Source organism: Idiomarina aminovorans, assembly GCF_023155095.1.
GTDB lineage: Bacteria > Pseudomonadota > Gammaproteobacteria > Enterobacterales > Alteromonadaceae > Idiomarina > Idiomarina aminovorans.
Genome location: NZ_JAKNDA010000005.1, coordinates 199,737 through 212,412, shown reverse-complemented (window position 1 = coordinate 212,412; position 12,676 = coordinate 199,737). Strand labels below are relative to the sequence as shown.

The 12,676-nt window shown below is 45.9% G+C and carries 12 protein-coding genes; 6 read left to right on the top strand and 6 right to left on the bottom strand.

Features of this window, described 5'->3' with window-relative positions:
* The first annotated feature begins 12 nt into the window (after positions 1-12).
* Complete coding sequence (gene queF, locus L8G48_RS10830) at positions 13-837, top strand: NADPH-dependent 7-cyano-7-deazaguanine reductase QueF (RefSeq protein ID WP_248264621.1); 825 nt, start codon at positions 13-15, stop codon at positions 835-837.
* A gap of 4 nt (positions 838-841) precedes the next feature.
* Here queF and L8G48_RS10825 read toward each other — a convergent pair whose 3' ends face one another.
* Positions 842-2,620 (bottom strand): M61 family metallopeptidase, encoded by a 1,779-nt coding sequence (locus tag L8G48_RS10825; RefSeq protein WP_248264620.1) that lies wholly within the window; start codon positions 2,618-2,620, stop codon positions 842-844.
* A 151-nt stretch (positions 2,621-2,771) separates the two neighbouring features.
* On the opposite strand from L8G48_RS10825, the gene L8G48_RS10820 reads away from it, so the two are divergent.
* The 5 genes from L8G48_RS10820 (at position 2,772) to L8G48_RS10800 (ending at position 8,750) form a co-directional block, all read left to right on the top strand.
* A complete protein-coding gene (locus L8G48_RS10820) occupies positions 2,772-4,295 on the top strand; it encodes a GGDEF domain-containing protein (protein ID WP_248264619.1) in 1,524 nt (507 codons plus the stop codon).
* A 73-nt stretch (positions 4,296-4,368) separates the two neighbouring features.
* Entirely contained in the window at positions 4,369-5,724 is a 1,356-nt protein-coding gene (gene ppnN / locus L8G48_RS10815; protein ID WP_248264618.1) for a nucleotide 5'-monophosphate nucleosidase PpnN, read from the top strand.
* Between the two features lie 7 nt (positions 5,725-5,731).
* Entirely contained in the window at positions 5,732-6,118 is a 387-nt protein-coding gene (locus L8G48_RS10810; RefSeq protein ID WP_248264617.1) for a DUF3192 domain-containing protein, read from the top strand.
* Positions 6,115-7,638, top strand: coding sequence for a hypothetical protein (locus L8G48_RS10805; protein ID WP_248264616.1), 1,524 nt, complete (start codon positions 6,115-6,117; stop codon positions 7,636-7,638). The genes L8G48_RS10810 and L8G48_RS10805 overlap by 4 nt, the downstream gene beginning before the upstream one ends.
* A gap of 107 nt (positions 7,639-7,745) precedes the next feature.
* On the top strand, positions 7,746-8,750 hold the full coding sequence (locus tag L8G48_RS10800) for an isocitrate dehydrogenase (protein WP_248264615.1): 1,005 nt from the start codon (positions 7,746-7,748) through the stop codon (positions 8,748-8,750).
* Positions 8,751-8,779: 29 nt separating this feature from the next.
* Here L8G48_RS10800 and rlmM read toward each other — a convergent pair whose 3' ends face one another.
* From rlmM to L8G48_RS10775, 5 genes are all read right to left on the bottom strand, one after another.
* Positions 8,780-9,904 (bottom strand): 23S rRNA (cytidine(2498)-2'-O)-methyltransferase RlmM, encoded by a 1,125-nt coding sequence (gene rlmM, locus L8G48_RS10795; RefSeq protein ID WP_248264614.1) that lies wholly within the window; start codon positions 9,902-9,904, stop codon positions 8,780-8,782.
* Positions 9,904-10,284 carry a DUF423 domain-containing protein gene (locus tag L8G48_RS10790; RefSeq protein ID WP_248264613.1) on the bottom strand — a complete coding sequence of 127 codons (381 nt, stop codon included), beginning with the start codon at positions 10,282-10,284 and terminating at the stop codon, positions 9,904-9,906. Before L8G48_RS10790 ends, rlmM begins: the two co-directional genes overlap by 1 nt.
* Positions 10,281-10,904 carry an alpha/beta fold hydrolase gene (locus L8G48_RS10785; protein WP_248264612.1) on the bottom strand — a complete coding sequence of 208 codons (624 nt, stop codon included), beginning with the start codon at positions 10,902-10,904 and terminating at the stop codon, positions 10,281-10,283. Before L8G48_RS10785 ends, L8G48_RS10790 begins: the two co-directional genes overlap by 4 nt.
* On the bottom strand, positions 10,904-11,803 hold the full coding sequence (locus tag L8G48_RS10780; protein ID WP_248264611.1) for a transcriptional regulator GcvA: 900 nt from the start codon (positions 11,801-11,803) through the stop codon (positions 10,904-10,906). The genes L8G48_RS10785 and L8G48_RS10780 overlap by 1 nt, the downstream gene beginning before the upstream one ends.
* Positions 11,804-11,899: 96 nt before the next feature.
* The gene (locus tag L8G48_RS10775; RefSeq protein ID WP_248264610.1) at positions 11,900-12,664 is read right to left on the bottom strand and encodes an SDR family oxidoreductase; all 765 of its coding nucleotides are present in this window, start codon (positions 12,662-12,664) and stop codon (positions 11,900-11,902) included.
* Between the last annotated feature and the right edge of the window lie 12 nt (positions 12,665-12,676).

The window sequence follows — 12,676 nt, the reverse complement described above, 5'->3', positions numbered from 1 at the left end:
GGAGCGACATAAATGCCAAAGAAGGACGCACTAGACCATTTATCACTGGGTCAGCACACCAATTACCCAAGCAAATACGACCCTGAGCAATTGCAACCTGTGCCTCGCTCATTGAATCGTGAACCTATAGGCCTGGTCAGCAGGCTGCCGTTTGCTGGTGTCGATTTATGGACCGGCTATGAAATTTCCTGGCTTAATTTAAACGGATTGCCGCAGGTTGCCATTGGCTATTTTGAGGTACCGGCAGAGAGCCCTAACCTAATAGAATCAAAATCGTTTAAGCTTTACCTGAACAGCTTCAATGATTCTCGCTTTGATTCGTGGGAAAAAGTCAAGAATCTAATGGAAGACGATTTATCGTCATGTGCCGGAGCGGCAGTTAAAGTCACCCTGAAAACACTAACTGATTTAACCGGTGAATCCATTGCCAGCCTGCCGGGCGTTTGTATTGACAACCAGGATATCAAGATATCGCATTACGATTATCAGCCAGGGTTGTTAGCAACAGAAAACGGTGACACCGAAGAGCAGCTCCACAGTCACCTGCTAAAATCCAACTGCCTGATCACCAATCAGCCCGACTGGGGCTCAGTGTATATTCATTACCAGGGGCCTAAACTCGATCGTGCTGCGCTATTAGCCTATCTCGTATCATTCAGACGACATAATGAATTCCATGAGCAATGTGTTGAACGCATCTATCAAGATTTGAAAGCTTTAGGAATGCAGAAGCTGACTGTTTATGCTCGTTACACACGCCGTGGCGGCCTCGACATAAACCCTTTTCGTTCAGACTTTGAATCAGCGCTGCAAATGCAGCGCATGGCCCGACAATAAAACCTTAAGCGTTAGGATGAGGAATTTGTAGCCATTGCAAAAAGCGAGCCTGCTGCTTAGCCGTAGGCTCCTCCAAAGGTTCAATGGTTGCATCCGTTGCTGGTGTTGGTTGCACCGTTAAGGTTTTCTCGTGTAATTGATCGCGGCGAAAGAACGTCACTGTTATTGAATCGCCAGCCTCGTATTCTTCAAAGGCTTCACCAAAGCGACCGTCAACAGCTCGATGTCCGTCGTAGGCAACAATAACATCTCCGGGAGTAAAACCGGCTTCCCATGCAGGGCTGCCTTTACTGACACGAGTCAACTTCATGCCGCCGCTGGCCTCTTTAGCTTTCCATCCAGCCCAGGCTTTTGGCTCATCTTGCTTTTCATAAACTAACTCTAAACCAACTTGGCCAAGCATATTTTCAAAAGGTATGTCAGCCGGGCTCTCAACGTTATTTTGCCACCAGTCTTGCCACGAATGCCCTGTCAACTCTTTCAATATGGTCAATACATTGGCCGCGGTAAAACCTTGTTCATCCGCGTCAAAACGTTGGTACAACTCGTCATGAACATCACGATAACTGATTTCACCATCGGTGGTTTCCAGTAATTCACTATCCAGCATCCAGGAAACCAGCGCTCCTTCCGAATAGATATTGACTGAGTCGTTATGAGCCCGGTCGCCATACTGATCTATCCAAGCCTCAAATGAGGCTTCAGCCACCGACATAACATCTTTACCCGGTTTCGCTTTATGGCGATCAATACTTGTTGCAACGCGCTCAAAATACTCTGACGGTTCCATAATACCGGCCTGCACCAAGAGGTGATTTTGAAAATAACTGGTTGACCCTTCGGCTATCCAGAATAAGTCCGTATAGTTTTCTTTCTGATAGTCATAGGGTACTAAGCCATCAGGACGATAAGCTTTCACGTTCCAGGTGTGAACAAACTCGTGTGATGCGGTTGACATAAACGACAAATAATCCTCCCGGCTGGCAAATCTGTAACGCGGGCGTTGAATAATCGTTGAGTTTTTATGCTCAGTTGCACCGCCGGCACCGGTTGTTGCGTGAATCATAAACACATAATGTTCAAACGGATAATGACTCCATATTGAATGCCCCGTGCCCACAAGCTTTTTCAGGTCGGCAACCGTTTTTTCTGCGTCGTAGTTGCCTTCGCCCCAAAAAACCACCTCATAGCCCCGGCCATCCTGAGTAAATTCATAGTGTTTATTAATGCCGGTCTCTATTGGTGAATCAACCAATACATCCCAGTTTTCTGCCGAAAACTGATGTTCACCCCGGCGCGTCATTCCAGAGTAACTTTCCCACTTATTCGGCACCTTCAAGGAAACGGAAATAGGTTCATTACGCCAGGCATCTGCGTACATAAATACCGCTGACGCATCTAAATACGCATGGCTGTCATCAATATGACGACTGCGACGCCCAAGCTGGTTAGCGTAAATTTCATAATCAACGGTGACTTCACCACTGTTTTCCGGTAAATAGACACGCCAGGTGCTTTTATCGACTTTTTCCCAACGTAACATGTCGCCGTTGCTGGTAACTTCAAAGTCACGCACACCGTTTGCCAAATCTAAAATGCGATAATACCCGGTTCGCCAGGCTGGCATTTTAATATCCAGAAACTTAGCATCACTGGCAGGAAAAGTAATAGATACCTCCCCTTTGTGGTGCTCAGGTTGAGTCAAATCTATTTTATACTCGGTATTAGCTAGTGCAATTGACGGCGCTAACATAATCCCAATGGCTAATAAGCTTTTACGCACAGTTTATCTCCGTTACTTTCGATTTTTTTGTTAGTAAACTTGTGTGAAGACTACCACAATCTACCCATAGTAATTAAATCCAAATAGGTTAGACTTTATGCCGATAACTTACGTATTATTTATATTGCATTCAATACTGGGTAGGTGAGCATTGGCGATACCTGAAACACCACAAGAAAAAATTCAGCACCTTAGTAAAAAATTGCAGCAAAGCATTCAGTCACGCAAGCAGTTAGAAGACCATTACCTGCGTGATTCGCAACGCTACTCAGAATTTATGAACGAGCTTTGTCTGGCATTAAGCGGTGTCGATACGGAATTAGACAGATCGCTGCATAAATTGCGGGGGCACCTCCAGCAAAATGCATCGACAGCTGTGCTCGAACCTATTATGCAGCGTCTTAGCGATACCATTTCTCAGCACACTATTCGCTTACAGACTCAACTTAAACGAACCAATGAAAGCATTCGTCAGGCTCTGGTATCAATTAAGCCACAGCACAATGACAGCAAAAATAAATTAGAACAAATAGCCAACGAGTTTGAGCAACCTGCGATGACGGTTTCTCATTATCTCCCTTTAGTTAATCAATTATTGGCACTGTCTTATCAGCAACCGGCCGTTCAAACTGAAACCGACGTCAACCAGTATCAGGCCCAGTTACTTGATTTACTAAGCGAGGTTGAGTTTTCCGGCAGTGCTGCTGACATTCTTCAGCAAGTCAAGATGGCTTTGCAAAAACCTCAGACCAGTGACACTTTATTAGCTATTATTTTAAAAGTTATGCGGCTGGTTTTTAGTAATATTAACGACGAGCGTCGGTCAGCACAGACTTTTTTGCAGCAATTAAACGCATCGCTTGAGTCGGTGCACCACGCCCTGGGTAGAACCATAAACCATTCGGCCGACTTCGCTGACCAGCGCTTTAACCTGAACCAGCAGTTAAAAAATGATGTCTCAGAAATCAACGTATGTGTAACTGAAGCTTGTGAGTTGCATGATATAAAGGAATCGGTTGGTTTGCAGTTGCAAAAACTGAATGAAACTCTGAATCAACATCTCAAATTACACGAACAAGAACGCGAGAACTTTAACAGCAACATTCAAGCCATGGAGCAAAAGCTTCAGGAAACGGAAGCTCAGGTTACCCACTACCGACAAGAACTCGCTAAACAAAAATTCCGTAGCTTACAGGATAGCTTAACCAAACTGCCCAATCGTTCGGCTTTTGAAGAACGCCTCAACCTTGAGTTTCAACGTTGGACAGAAAATGAAACTGAGCTCACTATCGCTATCATTGACGTCGACCATTTTAAAAACATCAACGATAGCTTTGGTCATATCGCAGGTGATAAAACCTTACAGGTAATTTCCGGAACTCTCAGTAAAACACTGAAAGATCCCGCCTTTGTTTGTCGCTATGGTGGCGAAGAGTTTGCTATTATTTTTTGTTCAGATGAACAAACGGCTTATCAACACATCGACAACACAAGAGATAAAGTTGCAAGTATCCCGTTTAAATTTAAAAATGAAGACATCCGTATTACGGTTTCTGCAGGTATAGCAGAATTCAAATACAACGAAGATACGACATTTGCTGTTTTCGAAAGGGCTGACGAGGCTCTTTATGAGGCAAAAAATAGCGGGCGGAACCGGGTCATAACAGCGAAATAAGAGCAGAAAATTATAACCACCGCCGGCAAAGGATGACGCCGAGTCATCATTATTACAGGGGTATGAGAAAATAATGAGAGCAAGCATTTCTCCAAGAGGCACAATGTCTCTTTTGTCACAATTAGAAATAGAACGTTTAAAGCAATCGTCAAATAGCCAGCTTTATAAATTATTCCGTAATTGCTGCCTTGCCGTATTAAACGCCGGAAGTAATACCGATAGCAGTGCTGAAATCTACGACAAGTACACAGACTTCGCGGTTAACATTATTCGCAAAGAGCGCGGCATTAAAATTGAATTAATTGAACCACCGGCCGAGGCCTTTGTTGATGGCGAGCTAATTATCGGTATTCGTGAGCTGCTTGAATCTGTGTTACGCGATATTCTGTTTACCGGAGAGCGGTATTCTGAAGAAGAATTGAAAGATGCCAACAGTGCCACCCTGACCCACGTTGTTTTTGATATTTTACGAAACGCACGCACTATTCAGGCAATGCAAGAACCTGACATGGTCGTTTGCTGGGGCGGTCATTCCATCAATGAAAGCGAATACAAGTACACCAAAGAAGTTGGCTATCAACTCGGCTTACGTGGCCTTAACATTTGCACCGGATGCGGTCCGGGGGCAATGAAAGGCCCCATGAAAGGCGCCACTATCGGACACGCAAAACAGCGCATTAGTAGCGGCCGCTATTTAGGTCTGACCGAGCCGGGCATTATTGCTGCCGAGCCACCTAACCCTATCGTTAACGAGTTGGTTATTCTGCCGGATATTGAAAAACGCCTGGAAGCGTTTGTACGCTGCGCGCATGGTATTGTTATTTTCCCCGGAGGGGCAGGCACTGCAGAGGAATTTTTGTATCTTCTCGGTATTTTAATGCATCCAAAAAACCAACAACAAAGCGTGCCGGTTATCTTAACCGGACCTGAAGGTTCTAAAGATTACTTTGATGCGTTGGATACCTTTATTGTTGAAACTCTGGGTAATGATGCACGAAGCTTTTACCGCATTATTATTGGTAACCCGGCAGAGGTAGCCCAGCACATGCATGCCGGAATGGCGACAGTAAAACAGTATCGGCGGGACTCCGGTGACGCCTATTATTTTAACTGGACGTTGTTTATTGATGAAAACTTCCAACGCCCTTTTTATCCAACTCATGAGAATGTTGCGTCACTTAATTTGCACCCGGAACAACCCAAACAAGAGCTGGCAGCGGACTTGCGCCGGGCTTTTTCAGCCATAGTAGCCGGTAACGTAAAAGATGATGGTATCCGCCAGATTCGGGAAAAAGGTGTTTTCACCATTCACGGTGAACAGGGATTAATGAAACGGCTTGACGTATTGTTAAGAGCATTCGTCGAGCAAGGGCGTATGAAACTGCCAGGTTCGGTGTATCATCCTTGTTATAAGGTTGTCACCGACTGAAGGATTTATGAAGAATAAAGTCTTTGTCATACTTGCCATTGGTATTATTAGTTATCTGGCAATTGTCGGGGCAGTGTTGATGTTGTATCAGGCTGACCCGGCCGATTTACAGTGGCAGGAACGAGAAACTTACAACGCCAGACAAATTGGCCAGTTAGATCTCGGTATGTCCAAAGACAGCGTCATTCGTATTTTGGGTTCTCCGGATATCAACGAAGCAAAAGCATCACCGAACGGTGATATGCAAGTGTTGTTTTACCGCACCCACCACGTAACTTCTGACGGAATTACAACAAAGGACGAATGTACGCCTTTAGTTTTCCGGGACAATGAACTCATAGCCTGGGGCAATGATTCTTATCGCGACTATCAGGATAAGCAGAGGCGAGAATGAGAAAGCTAACTGAGTGTTGTGAAAAAACCGCAAGTTTACTGAAACAACACAACGTTCGTCAGCTTTATCGTTTGGTTCAGTTTATCGATGAAGAATACCAGCAAAACCGATGGCCTGAACTGCTTCCGGTTTATGCGCAGCAATACGCCCCTTCAGATAACGAATTAGTTAGTGAGCTGCTCGCCCTTTGTGTTAATGCTCTGAGTTGTGGCTATCAGTGGTCGTTGCATATTCATTATCGCCGTATTTTGGCCGCTGCCTGCGTCAGTGAAAAATTGAACCCGAGTCTCAGTTACTGGAAACAACATCAGTTAAGACAACCGTTATGGATTTCAGCTTTACAGACGTTGAAGTTAAACTCGCCGGATATTGTTATTTTCCGTTACTGGGTCAAAGCACTAACTCAGGTTCAACTGGAACGTAGTGAGCCCACACAGGCTTTTTTCCCGTTATTGAATAGTCACTTCAGATACCGCTTTTGGGGGCTATTAAATCAGCAGGATACATTGCCGGTTAGACTCACCGGTCAAAAGTTCTGCCACAAAAAAAATTCGCAGACTGCGGTGCTTTTAGGCTTTGAAGGAAAACATCAAATTCTGGCATTAACGCACAAATTAGACAGTCCGTTTTACCTGACCCTTGAAGAATCTTACAACTGGGAGCTTGCTGACAAACCTTTGACTGCGCAGCAGGTTAGCGCATTAGCACAACATCGATTATTAAAACATGAGCAAAAAAGTACAGCGCAACAAACTCCGCGACAGTTATTAAAAGCCATTAACCGTTACGCCAATGCCAACGGTTCTTTAAATGCAGTTATTCAACAAGTTAGCCAATTGCCGTTTTTAGCGAATAGCTTACATGCTGCGGTTCAACAAAGTGAACGTATTGGTTACAGTGAAGCTTCACGTATGGACTTAAAACAAGCGTATTTATGGCTCGGATCAAAGCGGGCATCAGTTATTCTCGCCACGGCTTTTCTTCAACACCAGTTTTCATTAAACACCATTCCGTTGCATACCAGCTTGATGCAGAAACTAGGCCTGCTGACGACTCTGATGCAGTATCTGTCGGACTCGACTGACACAAGCTTACCGACACCGGCCCCGTTACTTGCTTTGCTTGCAGGCTCCGATCTTTTTCGCCACCCCGAGTTGTTAAAATCAGCCAAATGGCCAAACCCGAGGCAGATAGAACATTGTTACAGTACCAGTTGGGTAGGCTCAGCTTTAGATGTTACTGATTTTCGTCGCAGCCGGCAGCTGGCTAAGCGTTGGCAGCTCCCTGCTGCCACTGAAAATTTATTAGATCCCGATAAAGCCGAAATCAATCCGTTAAGCGCGCTTTTCTTTCTGGCTCATTACTTGACGTTGAGCACCTATTACCCTGAAATATCATTAAGCAGTTCCGTTAAATCACTGCTAAAATCATCTTGTCAGCAATTACACATTGACGGTGAACAACTGACTAAAATCAAAAAAAATGCTGTTTTTGACAGCCACTGTTATTCACCGCTATAACACCTATTCACTAAGTGAATAATGCTTTTCTGGTCAGTATTAGCGCAGCAATGGTACAATTACTGCTGCTGTTTTTTTGTTGTAACACGGTTTAAAGGAATCAATTCATGAGCAGAACTATCACAGTTATTCCAGGTGACGGTATCGGTCCGGATATCGTCAAGTCGGCAACCGCAATTCTGGATAAAGCCGGTTGTGACTTTGAATATGAATACGTTGAAGCCGGTTTAACTGCTTTGGAAAAAACCGGAGAATTGTTACCCCAAAACACTCTTGATGCGATTGAACGTAACGGTGTTACTTTAAAAGGGCCTTTAACAACCCCGGTGGGCGAAGGCTTCACCTCGATTAACGTCAGTCTGCGTAAGCATTTTTCGTTGTATGCCAACGTACGCCCGGTTTTGTCTTTTACCGGCACTCAGGCGCGCTACGACGACATTGATATCATTACCATTCGTGAAAATACCGAAGGTATGTATTCCGGGTTAGGTCAAAAAGTGTCAGAAGACGGCAATGAGGCCGAAGCGGTAAGCAAAATTACCCGTGAAGGTGCTGAGCGTATCGTTCGCTTTGCTTATGAAACCGCACGTCGCGAGGGCCGTAAAAAAGTCACAGCGGTACATAAAGCCAATATCCTGAAATCTACTTCCGGTTTATTCCTGAAAGTTGCCCGCGAAATTGCTGAAGAGTACCCGGATATTGAATCGACTGAAATGATTGTTGATGCAGCCTGCATGCGTCTGGTTATGAATCCTGAAGAGTTCGACGTGATTGTTACCACGAACTTATTCGGCGATATTTTATCAGATCTTTGCGCTGGCTTAGTCGGTGGTTTGGGTATGGCACCCGGCGCTAACATTGGTAAAGACTGCGCTATTTTCGAAGCGGTACACGGCTCAGCCCCGGATATTGCTGGCAAGAACCTGGCAAACCCAACCTCAGTTATCTTAGCTTCGATTCAAATGCTTGAATACTTAGGCATGCAAGAGCAGGCCAATAACATAACTAAAGCATTAGAAGATGTGATTTCCAGCGGCGACCGTACCACCCGTGATTTAGGGGGGTCGCACGGCACAACAGACTTTACTCAGTCGATTATTGAGCGACTTTAAATCTTTCGGCATAGCCATGAGTTATGTGGCTATGCCGAAAAACGCTTATCCCGAAGCAACCAGCGCAAATGTACGGTGATTTCTTCGCGATCGTGGTAAAGGTGTTTAGCCTGAATTTCAAACGGTTTAGTGCCTTCCGTCTGCAACTGTTCTTTAATCTGCTCAAGGTATTCTTTTACCGCCGCATAACGCTGACGCATAGGCAGCTTTAAGTTAAAAATAGCCTCTTCACAATCACCATCCAGCAACCAGCTGGCCATGAGCTCACCGACACGCGCTGGCTTTTCAACCATGTCGCACACCAGCCAGTTAATGTTCTTCTTTTTTGGCCGAAACTTAAAGCCGTCTTCCTGTATGTGTTTAACCTGGCCGGTGTCCATTAATGACTCAGCCATGGGGCCGTTATCAACCGTCTGCACCATCATCCCCCTACGCACCAGTTGATAGGTCCAGCCGCCGGGCGCAGCACCCAGATCAACCGCTTTCATGCCCGAGTGAATCCGTTCTTCTTGTTCATTTTCCGGCACAAATACCTGAAACGCTTCATCCAGTTTCAGCGTTGAGCGGCTGGGAGCCTCTTTCGGCATGCGCAAGCGCAAAATTCCGCCATCGTATGGCGTTTGGTTATAACTGTAGGAGTAGCCAACTAAAGCATGCGCGGCGTTAACAAAAAGCACATGCAACAAGGGGCGTTTTGCCAAAGGTTTATTGCTCAACAGATCTTCTTTACGCAACGCCCGACGCAGCGGAACGCTGAACTTACGACAGAATTTTGATAACTGGTTGGCTTCGTTAGTATCCGGTGTTTCAACTCGTAAGTCCCCCGCCAGACCAAAAGTTTCCTGATGGGGTTTCAGTACGTTAATCACTTCGCTGGCACGGTCTTCAACGCCGGCTAATTTAACCGCAGACAGTACCGCAAACATTTCCCGGGCAAACACTAACTCTTTCAACACCAGTTTGCGGGCAATGTGCTCAGCTTCCTCGTGCTGACAATGATACGTCACATAAGCCTGCTCGGGCTGTGTCTGGCAATAGCCATAAACCCCCAGCTGTGCGGTTTTATCCTGAATTTCTGCCGCGCAGTCACTTTCAAAACCGGCCCGGCACAGCAATATAATGCCGCTACCTTTGCCGTTCACTATCTCATTCATCAACTACCCGCTCCTAACTTCACGGCGCCAACCAGCAAACTGATCCAGCCGGCAATAAATAACAAGCCACCCAGTGGGGTTATCGGCCCAAACCATTTAACCCCAGTCAGCGCTAATGCGTATAAACTGCCCGAGAACAACGCCACACCTGCCAGCCATAAATAGCCACTGGCAACAAACCAGACAGAATGTGACTGTTTTAACCAAAGCGCTAAGACTAATAAAGCGATAGCGTGATAAAACTGGTAGGTCACTCCGGTTTCAAACGCACTTAGCAGGTTTTCGCCCAACTTCGATTTAAGCCCATGAGCGGCAAACGCACCGAGCATTACACCTGTACCGCCTAAAATCGCTGCAATAATCAAAAACAGCTGACTCATTGAATAAACTCCTTGATAGCATTTGCCGCCTGTTGCCAAAATTTGCGGGTATCGGCTGCTTTAGCCTTTGTTGCCGCCAGGCCATGGTCCGCGCCTTCCAGCCACTTTAACTGCCAGTTAGCCTTCAATTGAAGGTTCTGACCCGTTTCCTGTTTTTTCCGTATCGGCTTACTGAACGGGTCCCGGGTGCCCTGCAAAATCAAGCCCGAAGCCTTGGTCAGTTGCAGTTCTTCAACACGCGATTTTTCCGGCTTTTGCGGTGGATGAAACGGAAACCCCAAAGCAATTATCGCTTTCGCCATATGCTTATCAGCCAACCGCAACATAACCCGGCTTCCTAGCGACTTGCCCATTAAAACTAAGGGCTTATCATCCTGTTGCAAGTCTGTCAGCAACGCATCAACCGCCTCGACCAATACCGGCATCTTATTCGGTGGCCTTGGTTTTCTGGTTTCACGTACTTTCTCCCAGTAAGGAAAGTCGGGGCGGACAACTTCTGCACCAAGCGCAATGCCCTGCTCAGCGAAAAAGTCCATAAAATCGGTATCGGGGCCACCGCCGGAACCGTGTAAGAAAACAATACGTAGCAGTCCTTGCGGGTTCTGTTGTTGATAGCGCATTATTGATTAAACTCTTGTTCTTCTTTCTGAACTAAATTTAACAGCCACCGGCGAAAGGTCGAGATTTTACCGATCTCGGCCTGATTGTCACGACAAACCAGATAAAACGCCTTATTCCGTTGTAGTGTCTGCGGAAAAATACGCACCAGATGACCACTGTCAATTTCAGACTTAACCAGCACATTGTTGGCTAAGGCAATGCCCTGCCCGTGAACCGCTGCCTGTAAGGCTAAACTGGAATGACTGAATACCGGGCCATTATCGCCTTTGTAATTTGGCAAACCAACTAATTGAAACCAATCTTTCCAGGCATTCCGAGTTTCATCATGCAACAGTGTTTGCTTAAATAAATCTGCGGGCACTTTGATATTGGCTTTATCGACTAACAGGGGCGAACACACCGGCCATAAGTATTCTTTGTGCAGCTGATAAGCTTTAACACCCGGCCAGCGCCCATCCCCATAGTAAATAGCAACGTCTACGTCGTCAGTCAAAGAACCAGTAATTTCATCCACAGCTTTGATGCGAATATCCATATCCGGGTGTTCTTCACGAAAACTACTGAGCCGTGGAACAAACCACAAAATGGCAAAACTGGGCGGAACCGATACCGTCAAAGCACCGCGTTCTGACACTAACCGAAGTTTATCGGTCGCCTGTGCCAGCTGCTCAAAAACATCTCGTAACTCTAAATAGTATTGCTGACCTTCTTCGGTCAGCAATAGCGAGCGATTACGACGTATAAAAAGCTTAAGCTGAAGAAAGTCTTCTAACGCTTTTACCTGATGACTAACAGCCGCTTGTGTGACGAATAGCTCTTCGGACGCTTTAGTAAAACTTAAGTGCCGCGCCGCCACTTCAAAAGATTTTAATGCATTTAAGGGGGGTAATTTCCGCATGCCATTAACTAAAAAGCGTCTCTGTATAGTAGATTATTACCACTATAACAGAGACGCCCTTCGTTCGGCTATTTACATGACTTTATCTAATGTGACTTACAGCCGAACGCCGCCATCAATTTCCACTACGCGGCCACTGAAAAAGTCGTTCTCAATGATATAACGAGCACTGTGAGCAATTTCGTTAGGTTGTCCCCAGCGCTTCAGTGGCACCATAGACAAAGCACGGTCAACCGCTTCTGGTTTCATCTGCGCGGTCATTGGTGTTTCGATAAAGCCCGGTGCAATAGCGCCACAACGAATACCGTAACGACCCAATTCACGTGCCCAGGTCACGGTCATTGCAACAACGCCGGCTTTGGTGGCTGAATAGTTGGTCTGACCCATATTCCCTGCACGGGCAACGCTGGAAATGTTAATAATAACGCCTTTTTTACCCGCTTTTACCATTTGCGCTGCCGCTTCACGGCCACATAAGAAAGTACCGCTCAGGTTCACATCCAGCACCGACTGGAACTGTTGCAAGGGCATTTTGCTCTTCAGCTCGCCGTCTTTGAACTTGATCAACAAACCGTCGCGCAACAAGCCAGCATTGTTGACCAACACATCAATACCATCAAACTCTTGCTGTATTTGCTCAAAAACGGTTTCTACTGACTCTTCGTCGGTAATATCCAACTCATAACCAACAACTTTCGCAGCACCCAGTTTTTGGCATTGCTCCTGAGCGTCGCCTAATACGTCGCCGTTAATATCGATAAGTGCCAGTTTTGCGCCCTGTTGAGCAAAGTCTTCAGCCATAGCTAAGCCCAGACCCTGAGCACCCCCGGTAATAACAATCACACTGTCTTTAATTTGCATGTGTTTCCTCAA